This window comes from Pseudomonas sp. R5-89-07 (genome assembly GCF_003851685.1).
In the GTDB taxonomy this organism is placed as follows: domain Bacteria; phylum Pseudomonadota; class Gammaproteobacteria; order Pseudomonadales; family Pseudomonadaceae; genus Aquipseudomonas.
This window is the reverse complement of sequence record NZ_CP027727.1, coordinates 646747-668289: the sequence shown is the minus strand read 5'-3', so window position 1 is coordinate 668289 and position 21543 is coordinate 646747. Positions and strand designations below refer to the sequence as shown.

16 protein-coding genes are annotated in these 21543 nt (G+C 61.8%); 4 read left to right on the top strand and 12 right to left on the bottom strand.

The genetic code is table 11. From position 1 onward, the window contains the following. Positions 1 to 38: 38 nt before the first annotated feature. The 8 genes from C4J94_RS02850 to C4J94_RS02810 form a co-directional block, all read right to left on the bottom strand. Positions 39 to 803, bottom strand: a complete 765-nt coding sequence (locus C4J94_RS02850; protein WP_124384884.1) for an SDR family oxidoreductase — start codon at positions 801 to 803, stop codon at positions 39 to 41. 773 nt (positions 804 to 1576) lie between these two features. Continuing rightward, a complete protein-coding gene (locus tag C4J94_RS02840) occupies positions 1577 to 2293 on the bottom strand; it encodes an ABC transporter ATP-binding protein (RefSeq protein ID WP_124365647.1) in 717 nt (238 codons plus the stop codon). Next, positions 2290 to 3165: an ABC transporter ATP-binding protein gene (locus C4J94_RS02835; protein WP_124384883.1), complete on the bottom strand. Its 876-nt coding sequence runs from the start codon at positions 3163 to 3165 to the stop codon at positions 2290 to 2292. Before C4J94_RS02835 ends, C4J94_RS02840 begins: the two co-directional genes overlap by 4 nt. After that, positions 3162 to 4439: a high-affinity branched-chain amino acid ABC transporter permease LivM gene (gene livM / locus C4J94_RS02830; protein ID WP_124384882.1), complete on the bottom strand. Its 1278-nt coding sequence runs from the start codon at positions 4437 to 4439 to the stop codon at positions 3162 to 3164. The genes C4J94_RS02835 and livM overlap by 4 nt, the downstream gene beginning before the upstream one ends. A gap of 2 nt (positions 4440 to 4441) precedes the next feature. Next, positions 4442 to 5356, bottom strand: a complete 915-nt coding sequence (locus tag C4J94_RS02825; RefSeq protein WP_003236186.1) for a branched-chain amino acid ABC transporter permease — start codon at positions 5354 to 5356, stop codon at positions 4442 to 4444. A 183-nt stretch (positions 5357 to 5539) separates the two neighbouring features. Further along, positions 5540 to 6676 carry a branched-chain amino acid ABC transporter substrate-binding protein gene (locus C4J94_RS02820; protein WP_124384881.1) on the bottom strand — a complete coding sequence of 379 codons (1137 nt, stop codon included), beginning with the start codon at positions 6674 to 6676 and terminating at the stop codon, positions 5540 to 5542. Between the two features lie 374 nt (positions 6677 to 7050). After that, positions 7051 to 8334 carry an FAD-binding oxidoreductase gene (locus tag C4J94_RS02815; RefSeq protein WP_124384880.1) on the bottom strand — a complete coding sequence of 428 codons (1284 nt, stop codon included), beginning with the start codon at positions 8332 to 8334 and terminating at the stop codon, positions 7051 to 7053. 224 nt (positions 8335 to 8558) lie between these two features. Next, the gene (locus tag C4J94_RS02810; protein WP_124384879.1) at positions 8559 to 10049 is read right to left on the bottom strand and encodes an aldehyde dehydrogenase family protein; all 1491 of its coding nucleotides are present in this window, start codon (positions 10047 to 10049) and stop codon (positions 8559 to 8561) included. Between the two features lie 154 nt (positions 10050 to 10203). Here C4J94_RS02810 and C4J94_RS02805 point away from each other — a divergent pair, with 154 nt between their 5' ends. The 3 genes from C4J94_RS02805 to nadE all read left to right on the top strand — a co-directional run bounded on the left by C4J94_RS02805 (position 10204) and on the right by nadE (position 13348). Then, positions 10204 to 11094, top strand: a complete 891-nt coding sequence (locus C4J94_RS02805; protein ID WP_124384878.1) for a LysR family transcriptional regulator — start codon at positions 10204 to 10206, stop codon at positions 11092 to 11094. Between the two features lie 208 nt (positions 11095 to 11302). After that, positions 11303 to 12517 (top strand): nicotinate phosphoribosyltransferase, encoded by a 1215-nt coding sequence (gene pncB / locus C4J94_RS02800; RefSeq protein WP_124361042.1) that lies wholly within the window; start codon positions 11303 to 11305, stop codon positions 12515 to 12517. A 3-nt stretch (positions 12518 to 12520) separates the two neighbouring features. Further along, positions 12521 to 13348 (top strand): ammonia-dependent NAD(+) synthetase, encoded by an 828-nt coding sequence (nadE, locus tag C4J94_RS02795; protein WP_124384877.1) that lies wholly within the window; start codon positions 12521 to 12523, stop codon positions 13346 to 13348. Between the two features lie 136 nt (positions 13349 to 13484). Here the strand turns inward: nadE and azu are convergent, their stop codons facing one another. Further along, entirely contained in the window at positions 13485 to 13931 is a 447-nt protein-coding gene (gene azu, locus C4J94_RS02790) for an azurin (RefSeq protein ID WP_124384876.1), read from the bottom strand. A gap of 332 nt (positions 13932 to 14263) precedes the next feature. Between azu and C4J94_RS02785 the strand changes: the two genes are divergently transcribed. Beyond that, on the top strand, positions 14264 to 14446 hold the full coding sequence (locus C4J94_RS02785; RefSeq protein ID WP_057724239.1) for a hypothetical protein: 183 nt from the start codon (positions 14264 to 14266) through the stop codon (positions 14444 to 14446). Positions 14447 to 14547: 101 nt separating this feature from the next. On the opposite strand, the gene C4J94_RS02780 is transcribed toward C4J94_RS02785, so the two are convergent. From C4J94_RS02780 to C4J94_RS02770, 3 genes are all read right to left on the bottom strand, one after another. Further along, positions 14548 to 15438: a transglutaminase family protein gene (locus C4J94_RS02780; protein WP_124384875.1), complete on the bottom strand. Its 891-nt coding sequence runs from the start codon at positions 15436 to 15438 to the stop codon at positions 14548 to 14550. After that, complete coding sequence (locus C4J94_RS02775) at positions 15438 to 17924, bottom strand: circularly permuted type 2 ATP-grasp protein (RefSeq protein ID WP_124384874.1); 2487 nt, start codon at positions 17922 to 17924, stop codon at positions 15438 to 15440. The genes C4J94_RS02780 and C4J94_RS02775 overlap by 1 nt, the downstream gene beginning before the upstream one ends. Before the next feature lie 160 nt (positions 17925 to 18084). Further along, positions 18085 to 21375 (bottom strand): DUF2126 domain-containing protein, encoded by a 3291-nt coding sequence (locus tag C4J94_RS02770; RefSeq protein WP_124384873.1) that lies wholly within the window; start codon positions 21373 to 21375, stop codon positions 18085 to 18087. Between the last annotated feature and the right edge of the window lie 168 nt (positions 21376 to 21543).

Sequence of the window (21543 nt, the reverse complement as noted above, 5' to 3'; positions counted from 1 at the left end):
GGGGCTTGCCCCCGATGCAGACGACTCGGTGTAAAGCCTTACTTGGCCCCACGCTCAATCGCAAACCCAGCCCAGGTCTGGCTCACCGGCATCAGCTCCAAGCGGTTGATGTTCACGTGCGCCGGCGTGTTCATGACCCAGAAGATCGTGTCAGCAATATCCTGCGGCTGGATCGGCTCGGCACCGGCATAGGTCGCGTCATAGCGCGCCTGATCGCCGCCGAAACGCACCAGCGAAAACTCGCTCTCGCACAAACCCGGCTCGATGTTGGTCACCCGCACGCCAGTGCCTTGCAGGTCGCAGCGCAGGTTCAGCGAGAACTGCTTTACGAACGCCTTGGAGCCGCCGTACACATGGCTGCCCGGATAAGGGTAATTACCGGCGATGGAACCCAGGTTGATGATCCCGGCGCCACGGCCGTGGGCGATCAGGCGTGGCAGCAGCAGGTTGGTGGTGGTCAGCAGCCCCTTGATGTTGGTGTCGACCATGGTTTCCCAATCGTCGAGGTTGCACTTGGGCGCAGGGTCGGTGCCCACGGCCAGGCCGGCGTTGTTGATCAGCCCGCGCAGCGTGGCGAACGACGGCGGCAGGCTTGCGATGGCCTCTTCCATGCCTTTGCGGTCACGTACGTCCACTACCAGGCCATGCACTTCGGTCTGCTTGGAGAGCTCTTCGACCAGCGCATTCAGGCGCTCGGCCCGCCGGCCAGTGAGCACCAGCTTCCAGCCAGCTTCGGCAAAACGACGGGCACAGGCTTCACCGAAACCTGAAGTGGCGCCAGTAATAAACAGCGTGTCGGACATGGTGTTCTCCTTGCGGGCAACGGGAAAAAGTTGCCAGCAGAATGCCCTTACGCCGTCTTCGCGGCAACCGCTACGCACGCACCTTCACGTTTGCCTGGTCACTTTTTAACCGTACCGGGCAGAGCCGGGCAAATCGTGGCCTGCAGCCATGTACGCGCAGGTTATCCACAACTGCGCCCACAGTCTTTGGGGGCAAGTGCAAAACGCCACGGGCCACGTTATACAAGGCTTGCAGCTGATTTTAGAAAGTTTTTTGCTTGACCTGGACCGGGGCGTATGTAGGGGTTTTCCGCGCTGACAATCTGGACGATGGCTCCAGGCCAGTCATTCCGGCCTCTGCGGCAGTCTTTCCAGAGTTTAGTCACAGACTTATCCACAGGCTTTGATGACATGAAACCGTCATATACCTGTGACTTTAAACAGGTTGACAAACGGCTCGTCAGGTCGCGAAAAAACCCATGATCAAATAATAACCAACCGCCTACAAGCCACGTTTTACGGGGCTTTCAGCCAGCTATTCCCACGTTACCCACAGCCGGTTCCACAGCGGATGGGGACAAGTCAAAACTGTGACAAAACAGGGATTTGCGGCGGCTATATGTCGCGCTTTGGAGGGAGGCTGGATTTGTTTTCCACAATTTCGAAATGAACTCAAAAACCAATGTGGGAGGGGGCTTGCTCCCGATAGCGGTGGCTCAGTCAGTACAGTTGATACTGACATACCGCCATCGGGGGCAAGCCCCCTCCCACAGGGGACCGAGGTGTTAGTTAGATCAGTGGCCGCCGAGGTAGGCGTTGCGCACTTCCTCGTTCACCAGCAGTTCCTTGCCGGTGCCTGTCAGGCGAATCTCGCCGTTGACCATCACGTACGCCCGATCCGACAGGCGCAGGGCGTGGTTGGCGTTCTGTTCCACCAAAAAGATGGTCATCCCGGTGGATGCCAACTCGCGCAGGGTAGAAAAGATCTGCTTCACCACAATCGGTGCCAGGCCCAGGCTGGGCTCATCGAGCAGCAACAGCTTGGGCCGGCTCATCAGTGCGCGGGCGATGGCGAGCATTTGCTGTTCGCCACCGGACATGGTCATCGCGCGCTGGTTACGCCGCTCCTTGAGCCGTGGAAACAGCTCGAACATGCGCTGCATGTCTTCCTGCGCGAACTTGTCGCCAATGGGGATGGTGCCCATCAGCAGGTTTTCCTCGACGGTCATGTCGGGGAATACCCGGCGCCCTTCCGGCGACTGCGCGATGCCATTGGAGGCGATGTAATGAGACGACTTGTGGGTAATGTCCACGCCGTTATAGAGGATCTGCCCCGACTCGGCCCTTGGCTGGCCAAAGATCGACATCAGCAGCGTGGATTTGCCCGCGCCGTTGGAGCCGATCAGGCTGACGGTCTCGCCTTCGTTGATGTGCAGCGAGACTTTTTTCAGGGCCTGGATCGGGCCGTAGAACACGTCCAGGTCCTTCATTTCGAGGATAGGCCCGTTCATACGAGTTCCTCTTCGTCCGCGCCCAGGTAGGCGGCAATCACTTTCGGGTCGTTGCGGATCGCGTCCGGCCCGCCTTCGGCGATCACGTTGCCGTGGTCCAGCACCACGATGTGGTCGGAAATACTCATCACCATGCCCATGTCGTGTTCGATCAGCACCACCGTGAGGTCGTGTTCGTCGCGCAACAGGCGAATCATCGCGCTGAGGGCTTCGGTTTCCTGGGGGTTGAGGCCGGCTGCCGGTTCATCCAGGCAGATGATCTGCGGCCGCGTGCACATCGCGCGGGCGATTTCCAGGCGGCGCTGCTGGCCGTAGGAAAGCTCACCGGCCAGGCGGTTGGCGCAGTCCACCAGGTCCACCACTTCCAGCCAGTAGAACGCATGGTCAAGGGCATCGCTTTCAGCCTTGCGGTAGCCCTTGGTGTTGAGGATACCCGCGAGCATGTTGCGGTTGACCCACATGTGCTGGGCCACCAGCAGGTTTTCCAGCACCGACATTTCCTTGAACAGGCGAATGTTCTGGAAAGTGCGCGCCAGGCCGGCGCGGTTCACCAGGTGAGTGCCGCCGAACATCTTGTAGTACACCCGGCTGAGAAAGCTTTTCGGCGACACGAAATCGGTGGCCTGGAAGCGCTCGCCCAGCAACTGGATGACATTGGTCTGCTTGCCACGCACGTTGAGTTCGATCTTGCCGCCACTGGCCTTGTAGAAACCGGTGAGGCAGTTGAACACGGTGGTCTTGCCTGCGCCGTTGGGGCCGATCAGGGCGAAGATCGAGTTGCGCTTGACCTTGAGGCTCACATCGCTCAAGGCCTTGATGCCACCGAAGTGCATCATCAGGTGCTCAACGGAAAGGACGACTTCCTTGCTCATGGCGCCACTCCTTTACGTGGTGTCACACCGGTACGGCTGATGCGGATCAAACCGCGCGGTCGCCAGATCATCATCACCACCATCAACACGCCAAACAGCAGCACGCGGTATTCGGAGAAGCTGCGCAGCAGCTCCGGCGCAACGGTCAGCACGAACGCCGCGATCACCACACCAACCGTGGAGCCCATGCCGCCCAATACCACGATGGCCAGGATCAACGCCGACTCGAAGAAGGTGAACGACGACGGGTTGACGAAGCCCTGGTAGCTGGCGAAGAACACCCCGGCCAAACCGGCCGTGGAGGCACCGATGGTGAACGCCGAGAGCTTGACCAGCACGTGGTTCAGGCCCATGGAGCGGCAGGCGATCTCGTCTTCGCGCAGGGCTTCCCAGGCGCGGCCGACCGGCATGCGCGTCAGGCGGTGCTTGATGTACAGCACGGCCAGCACCACCAGGAACAGCACGATGTAGATGAACATGAACTTGATATTGGGGTTGTAATCGATGCCGAAGAACTCGTGGAACGGGACGCCGCCATCCTTGGCACGCTTGCCGAATTCCAACCCGAGGAAGGTCGGCGAAGGCACCGGCATGCCATTCGGGCCACCGGTGAACGACAGCCAGTTGTTGAGCACCAGGCGAATGATTTCACCGAAGCCCAGGGTCACGATGGCCAGGTAGTCACCGTGCATTCGCAATACCGGGAAGCCGAGTATGCACCCCGCCAGCGCCGCCGCGATGGCTGCCAGCGGCAGCACCGTCCAGAACCCCAGGCCAAGGTATTGGTAACCCAGCGCCAGGCCGTAGGCGCCGATGGCGTAGAACGCCACGTAACCCAGGTCGAGCAGACCGGCCAGGCCCACCACGATGTTCAGGCCCAGGCCGAGCAAAACGTAGATCAGCCCGAGGATCACCACGGTCAGCAGGTACTTGTTGGCAAAGATCGGGAACACGATAGCGATCACGATCAAGGCCGGGATGATCCAGCGCAGCCGCGACTTGTAGTCTGGCGGCAACACGTGCACGCCGGAGCCGCTGCTTTCGAAACCCTGCAGGATCTTCACGCCCTTGGGGGTTTGCAGGAACAGGCTGAGGGCAAAGCGCCCGATCATCACAATGGCCACCAGCGTGGCCACGCGCGCCGGTTCCAGGTTGAAGCTGTAGCCGTCGAGTACCACGCCGACGATCGGACCGAACACGATCAGGGAAATCAGCCCGGCGAGGACCGTATCGACCACACTTTTCTTGATATCGATAGATTTGGCAGCAGACATGTTTACACCTTCGCCACGAGTGGGCGACCAAGCAGGCCCTGGGGACGGAAAATCAGAATCACCACCAGCAGGGAGAAACTGAACACGTCTTTGTAGTCAGAGTTGATCAACCCCGAGAACAGCGACTCGGAAATACCCAGGATGATCCCGCCCAGCATCGCCCCAGGCAGGGAGCCAATGCCGCCGAGTACCGCTGCGGTAAATGCCTTGATGCCAATGATGAAGCCGGCATAGAAGTCGAAGGTGCCGTAATTGAGGGTGATCAGCACGCCGGCCAGCGCGGCCATGGCGGCGCCGATGACGAATACGTAGGAGATCACGCGGTCGGTGTTGATGCCCAGGATCGAGGCCATCTTGCGGTCTTGCTGGGTGGCTCGGCACATGCGGCCAAGCTTGGTGTATTTGATGATGTAGGTGAGCAACGCCATGCCGGCGAATGCCGCCACGAGGATGAACACTTTGGTGTAGGTCAGCTGCACGAACCCGCTGCCGATATCGACACGCCAGGCGCCGGCCAGCAGGGTGGGAATGCCTTGTTGCTTGGCGCCCTGGGCGATTTGCGCGTAGTTCTGCAGGATCAGCGAAATGCCGATGGCGCTGATCAGCGGAGCCAGTCGGGTGGAGTTACGCAGCGGCTTGTAGGCGACACGCTCGATGACCCAGCCGTACACGCCGGTGACGACGACGGTGAAGATCAGGGTGCCGAGAATGAGCAGCGGGAAGGATTCGATGCCGAAGTAAGCCAGCAGTGCCAGACTGATCGCCGCGAGATAAGCGGAAATCATATACACCTCGCCGTGGGCGAAGTTGATCATGCCAATGATGCCATAGACCATCGTGTAGCCGATGGCGATCAGGCCATAGACTGACCCGAGGGTCAGGCCATTGACCAGTTGCTGCAGGAAAATACCATCCATAACGCAATCTCACGCGGTGAGCACCTGCACACCGGTGGGTGTGCGGCGCTTCTGGAGGAAAAGACAGATCTCAATAACAACACTGTCCCAATGTGGGAGGGGGCTTGCCCCCGATGCGGCAGGTCAGCTAGACATCTAATGACTGACACACCGCTATCGGGGGCAAGCCCCCTCCCACATGGCTTACTTCTGCTTTTCCAGCTGGTGGTATTTACCGTCCTTGTCCCACTGGTACACCACGTAGTCGGAGATTTTCAGGTCACCCTTGGCATCCCAGGCTTTTTCGCCCATGACGGTTTTGACCGGGTGAGCCTTCAACCATTTGGCGGCGTCCTCGCCCTTGTTGGACTTGGCACCGTTGAAGCCGGCGGCCAGGGCCTGGATCGAGGCGTAGGCGTACAAGGTGTACCCTTCCGGCTCGGTACCGTTTTTGCGGAACTGTTCCACTACCGCCTTGCTGTCCGGCAGCAGACGCGGGTCGGCGCCGAAGGTCATGTAGACGCCGTCCACGTACTGCGCACCACCAGCAGTCGCCACCAGCTCGTCGGTCACGATGCCGTCGTCGGACATGAACTTGACGTCTTTCAAGCCAGCTTCACGGATCTGGCGAACCAGCGGGCCGGCTTCCGGGTGCAGGCCACCGAAGTACACGACGTCGGCGCCCAGGGAGCGGATCTTGGTGACCAGGGCGCTGAAGTCTTTTTCGCCACGGGTCAGGCCTTCTTCCAGCACCGGCTTCACGCCGCGCTTGGTCAACTGGGCAGCGGTGGCATCGGCCAGGCCTTTGCCGTAGGTGTCCTTGTCGTTGATGACCGCGACTTTCTTGCCCTTGAGCACGTCGACGATGTAGTCGCCGGCAACGATGCCCTGCTGGTCGTCACGCCCGCACATGCGGAACATGGCGCCAAGGCCCCGCTCGGTCACCTGTGGGTTGGTGGAGCCTGGGGTGATCGCGATGATGCCCGCTTCGTCATACACCTCGGAGGCCGGGATGGTGTTGGACGAGCAGAAGTGCCCGACCACGCCGATCACTTTGTCCTGGTCGGCCAGGCGGTTGGCCACGGCCACCGCTTGTTTGGGCTCGCAGGCGTCATCGCCGGCCACCAGCACGATCTTCTCGCCGTTGATGCCACCGGCCTTGTTGACCTCATCGGCAGCCGCCTGGGCACCCTTCATGTACTGCTCACCGAAAGCGGCGTTGGCGCCCGTCATCGGGCCTGCCACGCCAATTTTCACATCAGCTTGAACAAACGTAGAAACACCCAGCGCCGCTGCAACGGCGAGGGCCAGAAAACCTTTCTTGTAAAACGTCTGGGACATGAGTGGTGCTCCGATATTTTTGATTTTTGGCACGACAACTTGCATTCAAACCTTTCACCGAAAGCTCAGAGCAAGCCGCGTGCCATTACGTTTTTATTCTTCAAAAAGACACGGTGTCATTGTAATTACAGGCGTTTCGAGTCCCTTTGCCAGGACGTGCAACCGCCTAGCCCCGACAGGTGCAACCAGTCAGTCAAAAAAGTACAACCTTTAGCGGTGGCACCTGCAACCGTAGCGATAAACGACAGCTCCACTACCTGTAACCCCGTGCGTAACGGAAGTGCACATTTACAGTGCGCGACTGCTACGACTTGCACCAATACAGATGGATAGCCGGCTAAGAAAATGCCGGCTTTTGAGGTGTATTTCACGGATCAGATCACGATCCGCAAGCATTGGCCCGCGTGATACAGCGAAAAACCCGCTTCATACAGGCAACTGCGCAGGCCTGCACCCGCCAGGGGTTGCATCGGTGCGAAGGGGATCGGCAACGCTTGGGGATTCTGGTGACACAAATAATCGGCGAACGCCTTGCCGACGACGCTGCCGGTAGTCACCCCGCGCCCGTTGTAACCGGTGACCGCCACCAGACCGGGTGCCGGTTCGAACAAACGCATCAAGTGATCGGGCGTAAAGGCGATGCAGCCGGTCCAGGTGTATTCCCACTGCACCGATTTGAGATACGGGAAGTAGTGCTGCTGCACTCGATCGGCCCACGCCTTGAGGAACCAGGCCGGTTTCTGGTTGCCGTTGCCCAGGCTGCCGAGCAACAGGCGACCCTCGGCATCCCGGCGGATGCTGCTCAGCACCTGGCGCGTGTCCCATGAGCCCTGGCCGCCAGGCAGGATGCGCGTGGCGGCGTCATCGGTGAGCGGCGCCGACGCAACTTGATAGTAATAACCGGGGAAGAAGTTACGGCGCAGCTCGGTCCATTCACCTTCGGTGTAGGCATTGGAGGCGATCACCACCTGTGCAGCGCGCACCGCGCCCTGGGCGGTCTGCACCAGCCAGTCGGCGCCCTGGCGCTCAAGCTGGGTGACAGGAGAATGATCGAATAACTGCCCGCCCAAGCCGACGGCTGCATTCGCCAGGCCGCTGGTGTAGGCCATGGGGTTCAAGGTGCCGGCGCGCCGATCCAGCAGCGCGGCGGCGATTTTGCTGGTGCCGGTGGCTTGCTCGCAGGCCTGCCCGGTCAACAACTCGACCGGCGCGCCCCGGCGCTTCCATTGTTCTTCACGACTGCGCAAATCCGCCTCGCCACGGGCGTTGTGCGCCATGTGCAGGGTGCCCTCGCGGCGCAATTGGCAATCGATGTTGTATTTGTCGATCAGACTGAACACCAGCGACGGCGCCGCGCCCAACATGCGGTTGAGCTGACTGCCCACGGCTTCGCCGAAACCGGCTTCGATCTCGTCCGGCGGGATCCACAGACCGGCGTTGACCAGCCCGACGTTGCGTCCCGAACCGCCGTGACCGGTGCGATGGGCCTCCAGCACGGCGACGCTTTTACCCTGCTCGAGCAAATGAATAGCCGCCGACAAACCGGTGATACCGGCGCCGATCACGCACACATCCGCCTTGATCTCGCCCTTGAGCGCGGCGCGATCCGGACGGCTGGGGGTGAGGTGTTCCCACAAACATGTTTCGCGTAATGCCATTGCCAGACTCCAGGATGAAACCTAACAAACAACGATTATTTTGACGTGCAAACCCAATCAACTGTGGGAGGGGGCTTGCTCCCGATGGCGGCGTGTCAGCTAACCAATGCACAGCTGATCCACTGCTATCGGGGGCAAGCCCCCTCCCACACTGACCTCACTATCAACAACAATCAGTTTGACCTGCAAACCCTCCCACATTGCCTTGACTTCGACTTGAGGCTTCAGTCGAAGGTGATGCCTTGGGCCAATGGCAATTCCAGCGAGTAGTTCACGGTATTGGTCTGGCGACGCATATACCCGCGCCATGCATCCGAGCCTGATTCACGCCCGCCGCCGGTCTCTTTCTCGCCGCCGAACGCACCGCCAATTTCCGCGCCACTCGGGCCGATGTTGACGTTGGCAATCCCGCAGTCGCTGCCCACCGCCGACATGAACTGCTCGGCTTCGCGCACGTCAGTGGTGAAAATGCACGACGACAAGCCTTGTGGCACCGCGTTGTTCAGGCGCAGGGCTTCGGCGAAGTCGGTGTAGCCGATCACATACAGAATCGGCGCGAAGGTTTCGGTGCACACCACGTCGCTCTGCTCGGGCATTTCCACAATCGCCGGCGATACGTAGTAAGCGTTGGGGAACTGGTCTTCCAGCTGGCGCTTGCCGCCGAACACCTTGCCGCCCTCGCTCAGGGCTTGCTCCAGGGCGTCCTGCATGTTGTCGAAGCCGTGCTTGTCGATCAGCGGGCCGATCAGGTTGCCTTCCAGCGGGTGGCCGATGCGCACCTTGGCGTAGGCGGCCTTGAGGCGGGTGACGATTTCGGCCTTGACCGACTCGTGGGCGATCAGCCGGCGCAGGGTGGTGCACCGCTGCCCAGCGGTGCCGACCGCACTGAACAGAATGGCGCGTACCGCCATGTCCAGGTCGGCGCTCGGGCCGAGGATCATCGCATTATTGCCGCCCAGCTCAAGGATGCTGCGGGCAAAGCGCGCGGCAACTTTGGGCGCGACTTCGCGGCCCATGCGCGTGCTGCCGGTGGCGCTGATCAGCGCCACGCGCGGGTCGTCCACCAGCGCGGCGCCGGCGTCGCGGCCGCCGATAATCACTTGGCTGAGGTACGGCGGCGCCTCCTTGAAATCCTTCAGCACGCGCTCGAACAGCGCCTGGCAGGCCAGCGCGGTGAGCGGGGTCTTTTCCGAGGGTTTCCAGATCACCGCGTTGCCGCACACCAGCGCCAGCGTGGTATTCCACGCCCACACGGCGACCGGGAAGTTGAACGCGCTGATCACGCCGACCACGCCCAGCGGGTGCCAGGTTTCACGCATATGGTGGCCGGGGCGCTCGGACGCGATGGTCAAGCCGTAGAGCTGGCGCGACAAGCCGACGGCGAAATCGCAGATGTCGATCATTTCCTGCACCTCGCCAAGGCCTTCCTGGGTGATCTTGCCGGCTTCCCAGGAGACCAGCTCGCCCAGGTCGGCCTTGTACTGGCGCAACACATCGCCGAACTGACGCACCAGCTCGCCGCGACGCGGGGCCGGTACCTTGCGCCAGGCGTCGAATGCATGCTCGGCACGACTGACCTGCTGCTCCACCTCGGCGGCACCTTCCCAGTGCACACTGCCGATGCGGCTGCCATCGATCGGCGAATGCACGGGCTGGGTGCCCGCCTGGTACAGCGCCGGGTTTACCCCTAGACGGTCAAGCAATGCGGCAACCATGGGTCACTCCTTCAATCACAAACAGAAAAATGTGCGCCGCGTCCGGCACGGCGATCCAGACCTTATTTGTAGCTGGCCCAAGACTTGCCAACAAACGACGATTAGGCGAGATATCATTCCGTTTATTCATGCAAAGAATAAAAAGAGGCAGGCCGTGCTGAACAAAAGACATTTGCCCTCGATCACTGCGCTGCAGTGTTTCGAAGCCGCCACCCGCCACCTGAGCTTTACCCGCGCCGCCGAGGAGCTGAACCTCACGCAAAGCGCGGTGAGCAAACAGGTGGCGCAACTGGAAGAATTGCTGCAACACCTGCTGTTTCGACGCGTGCGGCGCCGCTTGCAGATGACCCCGGCGGGCGATTTGTACCTGGTGGAAGTGCGCAAGATCCTCACCCAGGTGGAGATGTCCACCCACTACCTGCGTTCCTACGGCGGCGAGACCGAAGTACTGCGCGTGTCCACGCCCTACACCTTCGGCGCACGCTGGCTGGTGCCGCGCCTCAAGGGCTGGCGCCTGCGCCACCCGCAGATCCACCTGGACCTGTGCAACGAGCAGGAACCGGATGAACTGCTGCAAGGCAAGGCCGACTTGGCGTTCTATTTCGGCCAGGGTTCACGCCCCGGCACCGAGAGCCTGAAGTTGTTCAGCGAAGAGCTTGTACCGGTATGTTCGCCAGAGAGCCTGCCGGAAGCGCCGTTCAGCGACCCCACCCAACTGAGCGAGCTGGTGCTGCTGCAAAACGCCTCGCGCCCCCAGGGCTGGCATGACTGGTTCGCCAGCCAGGGTTTGCACACCGAGCACAGTTACCACGGGCCGCGCTTTGACACCTTTTATATGTGCATTCGCGCGGCGCAAGTCGGCTGCGGCGTGGCATTGCTGCCCAGGTTTCTGGTGGAAGAGGAACTGGCCGACGGCAAGCTGGTGATTCCCTGGCAGCATGCGATGCCGAGCCAGGATGCCTATTACCTGGCTTATCCGGAGCACGCGGCGGAAGTGCCGAAGGTGCGCGAATTTGTGAAGTGGATGATGGAGCAGGTTGTGTAGTGCCTGGAATACCGCTATCGGGGGCAAGCCCCCTCCCACAGGTTGGAATGCATTTCAAACTGTGGGAGGGGGCTTGCTCCCGATGGCGCCAGTGGCCTTGGCAAAAAAATCACTGGCAAAACCCCACGGGTCTATGCGCCACTAGCCCCCTACCCCAATCGTGCGTAAAGGCCGGCGCCCCTCGCCGACCCGTCTGGAGATTCCCGTTATGAGCGAGAGTGTGTTTGCCGATCGCATCGTGCAGAACCTGCTCGACACCGACTTCTACAAGCTGACCATGATGCAGGCGGTGCTGCACAACTACCCGAACGTGGAAGTTGAATGGGAGTTTCGTTGCCGTAACAGCGAAGACCTGCGCCCCTACCTGGCGGAGATCCGCTACCAGATCGAGCGTCTCGCCGAGTTGAGCCTGAGCCCGGACCAGTTGGGTTTCCTGGAACGCATCAGCTTTATGAAGCCGGATTTCCTGCGCTTTCTGGGACTGTTCCGCTTCAACCTGCGCTATGTGCAGACCGGTATCGAGAACGGCGAGCTGTTTATCCGCCTGCGCGGGCCGTGGCTGCATGTGATCCTGTTTGAAGTGCCGATGCTGGCCATCGTCAGCGAAGTACGCAACCGCTACCGCTACCAGACCGTGATCCTGGAACAGGCCCGCGAACAGCTGTACCGCAAGTTCGACTGGCTGACGGCCAATGCCAGCAGCGACGAACTGTCGGAGCTGCAAGTGGCCGACTTCGGCACGCGCCGGCGCTTCTCGTACCGGGTGCAGGAAGAGGTGGTCAGCGTGCTCAAGCACGACTTCCCCGGGCGTTTTGTCGGCACCAGCAACGTGCACCTGGCCCGCGAATTCGACATGAAGCCGCTGGGCACCATGGCCCATGAATGGATCATGGCCCACCAGCAACTCGGCCCGCGCCTGATCGACAGCCAGATCGCCGCCCTCGATTGCTGGGTGCGCGAATACCGTGGCCTGCTGGGCATCGCCCTGACCGACTGCATCACCACCGATGCATTCCTCGGCGACTTCGATCTGTACTTCGCCAAGCTGTTCGATGGCCTGCGCCACGACTCCGGCGACCCGGTGCAGTGGGCGGAAAAAGCCATCGCCCATTACCACAAGCTGGGCATCGAACCGATGAGCAAGACCCTGGTGTTCTCCGACAGCCTGACGCTGCCCAAGGCCCTTGAGATTTTCCGCGCGCTGCGTGGCCGCATCAATGTGAGCTTTGGCATCGGCACCAACCTGACCTGTGACATTCCAGGGGTGGAACCGATGAGCATCGTGCTTAAAATGACCGCCTGCAATGGCCAGCCCGTCGCCAAGATTTCCGACGAAGCGGGCAAGACCCACTGCACCGATCCCAATTTCGTCGCCTATTTGCGTCACGTTTTCAAAGTACCTGCCCTATCCAGCAAGGAGTGAATCATGCAAGCCGTACAGCGTGAGATTGCGCAGCAGCTCAAGGTGCAAGCACCGTTCAAAGACCAGGCCGCGCTTGAAGCAGAAGTCGCCAGGCGGGTGGCTTTTATTCAGGACTGCCTGCGCAATTCCGGGCTCAAGTCGTTGGTACTGGGCATCAGTGGCGGTGTCGACTCCCTGACCGCCGGCCTCTTGGCCCAGCGCGCCGTGCAGCAATTGCGCGCCAGCAGTGGCGATGAGGCCTATCGCTTTATCGCCGTGCGCCTGCCCTACGAAACCCAGTTCGATGAGCACGAAGCCCAGGCATCGGTGGACTTTATCGAGCCGGACGAGCGCCACACCGTCAACATCGGCCCGGCGGTCAAAGCCCTGGCCAATGAAGTCGCGGCGTTCGAGGGCAAGCCGGTGGCCTCCCGCGACTTCGTGCTGGGCAACACCAAGGCGCGCATGCGCATGGTCGCGCAGTACACCATCGCGGGCGCGGCCGGTGGGTTGGTGATCGGGACCGACCACGCGGCGGAAGCCGTGATGGGCTTTTTCACCAAGTTTGGCGATGGCGCCTGCGACCTGGCGCCGCTGAGCGGGCTGGTGAAAAACCAGGTGCGCGCCATTGCGCGGCATTTCGGCGCGCCGGAGTCGTTGGTGGAAAAAGTCCCGACCGCCGATTTGGAAGACCTGTCGCCGGGCAAGCCGGACGAAGCGTCACATGGCGTGACCTATGCCGAGATCGATGCGTTCCTGCACGGGGAGCCGGTGCGTGAGGAAGCATTCAGGATTATCAGCGAGACCTATCGCAAGACGGAGCACAAGCGGGTGATGCCGTTTGCGCCTTGAGGTGAGGCCGATAGTTTTGTGTTGATTGTCAGAATGCTATCGGGGGCAAGCCCCCTCCCACATTCAACCGCGTTCTTATGCTGGAACTCGGTCAACTGTGAGAGGGGGCTTGCCCCCGATGAACGATAACGCGGTGTTATTTAACGACCACAGTGCCTTTCATCATCGAAATGTGGCCCGGGAACGAGCAGAAAAATGCGTAATCGGTACCCGCAGCCAGCTTGGACACATCGAAGGTCACCGAATCTTTCTCGCCGGCACCAATGATTTTGGTGTGGGCGATGATGCGGTCGTCGCCTGCCTTGAGGTAATCCTTGTCAATGCCGGCGGCCATGCCGTCGGTGGCCACTGGCTGCATGTTGGCGGCGCTGGTCAGCACCCAGTTATGGCCCATGACGTTTTTCGGCAGGTTGCCGGAGTGGGTCAGCTCGACGGTGAACTGCTTGCAGCTCTTGTCGATGGTGATTTCTTTGGTGTTGAACGACATCTGGTCGGTGGAGTCGACAGTGACCTTGCACTCTGAAGCAAGCAACTGGCCGCTAGCCAGAGTCAGCAGGGAAACAGCAACGAGTTTGGCGAACATGTGAATCTCCAAGGCAGGGTTGAATAACGCGTATTGCGACAAGGGTGCCTCAATCAGGCTTGAGTTCTTATGATCTGCATCAACAGATTGTATACAACTTTAGGCTATCAGACTGATCAACACAATCTACCAGCCAATCGCGCAGCAACTGAATATCATCGGCCTATCACTCATTGGAGCCCCAGCCATGCACCTCAATCAACTGTTCAACGGCCTGCTCGCCGCTTACGCCAGCGGTAAGTGAAGGCCAACCGCGCTGCTAAGCTGCTACCATAGCGACCCAAGGCAGCCGCGCGCCGCCCACCCTCACCTTCGACCCTAGAGGATCGCCCATGGCCAAACCTAATTACTCCTTCGCCAAACGTCAGAGAGACTTGGCCAAGGAACAGAAGAAAGAGGAAAAGCTGCAACGCAAGAAAGCCGCTGCAGATGAAGAAGCGGGCGCACTGAACCCGGATGCGGAAGGTGAAGTGGCAGCAGACGAGACTGAAACCCCGAAAGACCCGGCTGAATAATTGATCGTTTCCACGCTCTGCGTGGGAATGCAGCCTTGGACGTTCCGCGTCCCGGCGCACAGTGAGCGGGCGTTCCCACGCAGAGCGTGGGAACGATCCCGTTACATCAGCGGCATCACCGTCACCCGCACTTCCGGGTCATGGTTCCCCCCTCCCAGAATCACCCCTCGCAACGGCGACACATCGGAAAAATCCCGGCCCCAGGCCAGAGTGATGTGCTCCAGTGCCGGCTGCACGTTATTCGTCGGATCGAAATCCACCCAACCCGATACCGGGCAGAACACCGAAACCCACGCATGCGAGGCATCGGCGCCGATCAGCCGTGGCTGGCCGGGCGGTGGCTGGGTCAGCAGGTAACCGCTGATATAGCGCGCCGCCAGGCCCCGCGAGCGCAGGCAGGCGAGCATCAAGTGAGCAAAGTCCTGGCACACGCCGCGACGGCGCTCCAGCACTTCCACCAGCGGCGTGGCGACCTGCGTGGCTTCGCCATCGAACGTGAATTCGCTGAAGATCTTTTGCATCAGCGCCTGCACGCCCAGCAATAAGGGCTCGCCAGGCGGAAAGCAGCTTTCGGAGAACTCGACGAAGATTTTTTTCAAGTGCACGTAAGGTGATTCGAAGCGATAGCGGCAAGCTTCGATCACTTCAAGCGACAGCGGCTGGCTGCTGTAGGTGAAGCTGTCACGGGTACGGTCCCACGGCGGTGACTGGCGCACGTCCAACACAGGTCGTGCCAGCACCTCCACGGTCAGCCCGGCATTGACCAGCAACTCATCATGGGGCCGCTCGAACGCCAGGCGCGTGATCGGGTTGCCGAACACGTCCAGCTCATCGCGGCGTGAAGAGGGCTGCGGGCTGATATCCAGGGTTTGCCAGGTGCAGCGTTGCCACGCACAGGGCCGTGGCCATAGATGCGCCAGTTGCTGGGCCAGGGACACCGGGCTGTCATAGTGATAATGGGTGTCATGGAAAATCTGGTAGCGCGCACTCATCACAGCGACACCGTTTGCTGGCTGACATCATCCACATGGGCAAAGTGGCGCAAGGCCAGGCGATCCGACACTTGCCCGCTCTCATCGGCGACCGCTTGCAGCAGGTCGGCCAGGCCGTCCAATGCGGCACGCACGCTGGCTTCGCCGAACAGCGGGTTCTCCAGGCAGCCCAGGTCGAAGCGCGCCAACCGCACCACCAACGGTCCCAGGCCGGTTTCCCGTGGCACGCCGAAATCATCGTTCAAGCGCCGCAGGGTGCGGCTCACCAGTTTGAGCTGGAACAACACTGCATGGGGGTTTTGCTCGTCGAGCAATAGCAGATCGAGCACCGGAATCAGTTGCGGTACCGCCAGGTAACGCGAGCGGTAGGTGATGCTGCTGTTGCCCAGCTCCAGCAGCCATTCCAGCCCGGCCTGATCGAACACCGCCACACCGCGCAGGAACGCGGCAAGGCTGCTGCTCAGAAACTGCAGGCGCTCGATGCGCCGGCCCATCATCAAGAAGCGCCAACCTTCATCGCGGGTCATGTCGTCCAGGGCAAACCCCGACAGCGCCGCGAGGGACATCACCAGGCGGTTGAGAAAATCCAGCAACTCGCCGAAGTCCGGGGTTTCGCGCTCCAGCTCCATGGCTTCGCGCTGCAATTCCACCAGGGCCTGCCAGTTTTCCCGGGACAACTTGCCGCGCACCTGGGACGCCGCCCACTGCAAGCGCTGCAGATTGGCGCGCAGGCTCGAGGGCCAGTCATCGCCGAGCAACGCGGCCAGCAAGCGCTCGGGGAGTGGCCCTTCATCCGGCAACAGCCGCAGGCTTTCACCCAGCTCCACGGCCGCCTGCAACGCCAGCGGATCGTCGCCGTCGACATAGCGCGCCAGCACGATGCGCAGCCAGCGCGCGCTGTCATCACAGCGTTCGCAATAACGGCCAAACCAGAACAGGTTTTCCACCACCCGTGACGGCAGGTAAGGATCGCGGCGCACCAGGTCGTGCGCCCCAATCGTGCGCTGGGCCCGCCATTGCTCGCTACCGGGCGCACCTTCGCCGAGTACCCAGGTGTCCTTGCTCGCGCCACCCCGCTGCATCGACACCACTTCGGCATCGGCTTCGGCGGCCACGCGGGTCAGGCCGCCGGGCAGTACCCGGTAGCCGTCGTCACTGGCCACGGCGTACACGCGCATGCCGATGGCGCGGTGTTGCAGGTGGTCATCCACGGTATGCCACACCGGCGCCTGGGACAGTTGCGCCAACTCCTGGGCGACGTAGGCATAGGGCCGTGCGCGCATGCGATCGGCCAGGGCCTGGCGTTGTTCGGCGTTCAGGTCGCGACCGAATACCGGGGCGAAACTTTGCGAGGGGAACGCCGGTTTGATCAGCAGCTCCGGCAGCTTCTCCAGCGCCTCGGCCAGCACCGGCGCCTCACCGCACCACCAGGTGGCGATGGACGGCAGGATCAGTTCCTCACCAAACAAGAATTCGTTGATCTTCGGCAGGAAACCCAGCAACCCCGGCGACTCCAGCACGCCACTGCCCAGGGCATTGGCCACCAAAACATTGCCTTGGCGCACGGCATCGAGCAGGCCAGGCACGCCGAGGGCTGAGTCGGTGCGCAGCTCCAGGGGGTCGCAGAAGTCGTCGTCCAGGCGACGCATGATTGCGTTTACGCGGCGCAGGCCACTGAGGGTTTTCAGGAACACCGTACTGTCGCGCACAGTGAGATCGCCGCCTTCCACCAGCGGGTAACCGAGCTGGCGCGCGAGGTAGAGGTGTTCGAAATAGCTTTCGTTGAAGCGCCCCGGCGTGAGCAGCACGATCAGCGGTGGCTGGTCATCGCCGGGCGCCTGGCGGGCCAGGGTTTCCTGGAGGGTGCGGAAGAAACCGGTGAGGTGTTGCACCTGCAGGTCCCGATACAGGTCCGGGAAGGCCCGGGACACGATGGTACGGTTTTCCAGGGCGTAGCCGGCACCCGACGGCGCCTGGGTGCGGTCGGCCGTCACCCACCAACGACCATCCGGCGTGCGCGCCAGGTCTACCGCGTACAGGTGCAGGAAGGCACCGTCCGGCGGCTGGATGCCCTGGCACGGCCACAAAAAGTTGTTATGCCCGAATACCAGCTCGGCGGGCAGCAGGCCTTCTTTGATCAGGCGCTGCGGGCCATAGAGGTCAGCCAGGACTGCATTGAGCAAACGCGCGCGCTGGGCAATACCGGCCGCCAGGTGCTGCCACTCATCGGCCGCCAGCACGTGGGGCAGCAGGTCCAGCTCCCAGGGACGATCGGCGCCCTTGGGGTCGGCGTAGACGTTGTACGTCACGCCGTTTTCCTGGATCTGTCGTGTCAATAACGCCTGGCGCTGGGCCAGTTGGGCCGGCGTGCTGCGTTGCAGGTGGTCGAGCAAGCGCTGCCAATGGGCCCGTACCGCGCCGCTGTCATCCAGCAGTTCGTGATAGGTGCCCGCGGTCAGCGGATAGCGGTCGAGCAAATCGGACATGGAACGCTCGGCAGAGGCAAGGGAAGTCAGGCTAACTCAACAAACACTGCAAATCCCCTGTCAGAGGGGGCTTGCTCCCGATGGCGGTGGGTCAGTCAACTCATGTATCGGCTGATACTCGGCCATCGGGAGCAAGCCCCCTCCCACATTTGGATCGCATTCAGTCATTTTTATTGGGGAAACGCCGCAGGTCGAGGGTCATCGGTAACTCATCGTTGATGACGACAGGTGGCACGTCCAGCTTGCCTGGACTATGCCCCAAGCGGAAAAACCGCGCCATCCGCCGGCTCTCGGCTTCATTGGCATTCACCGGCAAGCTGTCGTAATTGCGCCCGCCCGGATGGGCCACGTGGTATTGGCAGCCGCCCAGCGAGCGTTGCATCCAGGTGTCCAGCAAGTCGAACACCAGCGGCGCATGCACCCCGATGGTCGGTTGCAGGCAGTTGGACGGTTGCCAGGCACGGTAACGCACGCCGGCGACGAACTCGCCGACCCGGCCAGTCGGCTGCAGCGGCACCGGGATGCCGTTGCAGGTCAGCAGGTACCGTTGCGGCGCCAAGCCGCTCACCTTCACCTGCAGGCGCTCCAGGGACGAATCCACATAGCGCACCGTACCGCCCGCCGTGCCCTCTTCGCCCAGAACATGCCAGGGCTCCAAAGCCTGGCGCAGTTCCAGCTCGATCCCGCTGACGGCATAGTCGCCGACCTTGGGGAAACGGAACTCCAGGTGCGCGGCAAACCACTCGGCGCGCAGCGGATAACCGGCGGCGTTCAGTTCGACGATTACGTCAGCGAAATCCTGCTCGATAAAGTGCGGCAGCAGGAAGCGGTCATGCAGCTCGGTGCCCCAACGCGCCAGTTTCGGCGGCGCGTAGGGCTCACGCCAGAAACGCGCGACCATCGCCCGCAACAGCAACTGCTGGGTAAGGCTCATGCGCGCATGGGGCGGCATTTCAAACGCGCGCAGCTCCAGCAGGCCCAGGCGGCCGGTGGCGCCGTCGGGGGAATAGAGCTTGTCGATGCAGAACTCGGCACGATGGGTATTGCCCGTCACGTCGATCAGCAGGTTGCGCAGCAAGCGGTCGACCAGCCAGGGCGGGCATTCTTCGCCCGGTGCGGGCATTTGTGCAAAGGCGATTTCCAGCTCATAGAGCGCATCGTTGCGCGCCTCATCTACCCGTGGCGCCTGGGAGGTCGGCCCGATGAAGAGTCCGGAAAACAGGTACGACAGCGAGGGGTGGTTATGCCAGTAACTGATCAAACTGCGCAGCAAATCCGGGCGCCGCAAGAACGGTGAGTCCTTGGGCGTGGCGCCGCCGAGCACGAAGTGGTTACCGCCGCCGGTGCCGGTGTGACGACCGTCGATCATGAATTTCTCCGTGGTCAGGCGGGTTTGCCGCGCTTCTTCGTAAAGAAACTCGGTGCGCTCCACCAACTCGTCCCAGGTGGCGGATGGCTGCACGTTGACCTCGATCACGCCGGGGTCCGGCGTGATGCGAAAGTTGCTCAGGCGCGTATCGGCCGGCGGCTCATAGCCCTCCAGCAACACCGGACAATGCAGTTCTTCGGCGGTCGCCTCGATGGCCGTCACCAACTCAAGATAGTCCTCGACACGCTCCAGCGGCGGCATGAACAGATAGAGGCGCCCTTCCCGTGCTTCGGCGCACAGCGCGGTGCGGGTCAGCCAGTCGGCAGATTCATCCAGCTTTGGCACACGCTCTTCACTGGCTGCAGGCTCGCCATGGCTTTGCAGTTGGTCGGTGCTCGGCAGCTGCGGGTGGTCCTGATTCGGGTCGGTGGGGTGCACAAACGGATATTCCGCCGCCGTCACCCATGGCTGCGAGGCCAGCGGCAGCCGATAACCCAACGGCGAATCGCCCGGCACCAGGCGGCAGTGGTTGTCGCGCAGGTACCAGCGCCCACTCTGCCAGCGGTCATTGGCGGCCGTGCGCGCCAGCGGCAGCACCTGGCCGATGACTTTATCCAGGCCTTGGCTGAAGACCTTGCGCAGACGTTCGCGCTCCAGGTCATCGCCAAGGCGCGGGTCTTGGGCGGTGACGTTTTGCGGTAGTGCGCCTTCGCGCCACAGGTAGTAGAAATTGTCTTCGTAGGCCGGGAACACAAACCGTGCCGGCAGCTTGAGGCGTTCGGCGACGCTGGCCAGGAAGCGCCCGGCCATCGCGCCGTCAGCGCCATAGTCCTCTTGCTCATCGGCAATCAGCGCGCTGTTGTGCCAGATCGGCACGCCGTCGCGGCGCCAGTAGCAGTTGAGCGACCAGCGCGGCAGTTGCTCGCCGGGATACCACTTGCCCTGGCCGAAGTGCACCAGGCCCTTGGGCGCGTAGTGGTTGCGCATGCGCTGGAACAGCTCGGCGGACAGGCGCCGCTTGTCCGGGCCGAGGGCGGCGGTGTTCCATTCGGCGCCGTCGGGGTCGTCGATGGAGACGAAAGTCGGCTCACCGCCCATGGTCAGGCGCACATCATCCCTCTGCAAGTCACCATCGATCTGCCGACCCAGGGCCTGGATCGCCAGCCACTGCTCTTCGGTGTAGGGCTTGGTCACCCGTGGGGCTTCCCAAATGCGCTCTACCGACATTTCGTGGGTGAATTCGCACTCGCAGGGTTCCACCAGCCCACTGATCGGTGCGGCGGAGGACGGATCGGGACTGCAGGCCAACGGGATATGTCCTTCACCGGCGAACAACCCGGAGGTGGCATCCAGGCCGATCCAGCCGGCGCCGGGCAAATACACTTCGCACCAGGCGTGCAGGTCGGTGAAGTCCACTTCGGTGCCAGAGGGGCCGTCGAGGGCTTTGACGTCGGCGGTGAGCTGGATCAGGTAGCCGGACACAAACCGCGCCGCCAGTCCCAGGTTGCGCAGCAGCTGCACCAACAGCCAGGCCGAATCGCGGCACGAGCCGCAGGCGTTTTCCAGGGTGAATTCCGGGGTTTGCACGCCTGGTTCCATGCGAATCAGGTAGCCGATATCAGCGGCCAGGCGCTGGTTGAGACCGACCAGAAAATCCACCGCCGGCAACGGCGTGCGGTCGATACCGGCCAGGTAGGCGGCAAACTTCGGCGTCAGCGGCAAGGTTTCCAGATACGGCGCCAGCTCGCGCTGCTCATCGGCGGCGTAGCTGAAAGGGATGTTTTCGGCGTAGGGCTCGAGGAAAAAGTCGAAGGGGTTGAACACCGCCATCTCGGCGACCAGATCGACTTCGATGCGCAGCTCACTGGTTTTTTCCGGGAATACCAGACGCGCCAGGTAGTTACCCTGGGGATCCTGCTGCCAGTTGATGAAATGTTGCTCGGGCAACACTTTCAGCGCGTAGGACAATATCCGCGTACGGCTATGGGCCGCCGGGCGCAAACGCACGATCTGCGGGCCGAGTTCAACAGCCCGGTCGTAGCGGTAATGCGTAACGTGGTGCAACGCGACATGAATCGACACGGCGGCCTCCTGCGAGCCAGGGCATGGGCACAACGCGCGCAAGACTTATGCCAGAGCGGCAGTCATTGCGCTTTATCGTGGAGCCCGGTGCAGTACAGCACCAAAACGACGCCAGTGGGCGTGCCGTGGTGCAAGTGACGCACATATTTGTAGCGCCGGTGTGAAGGT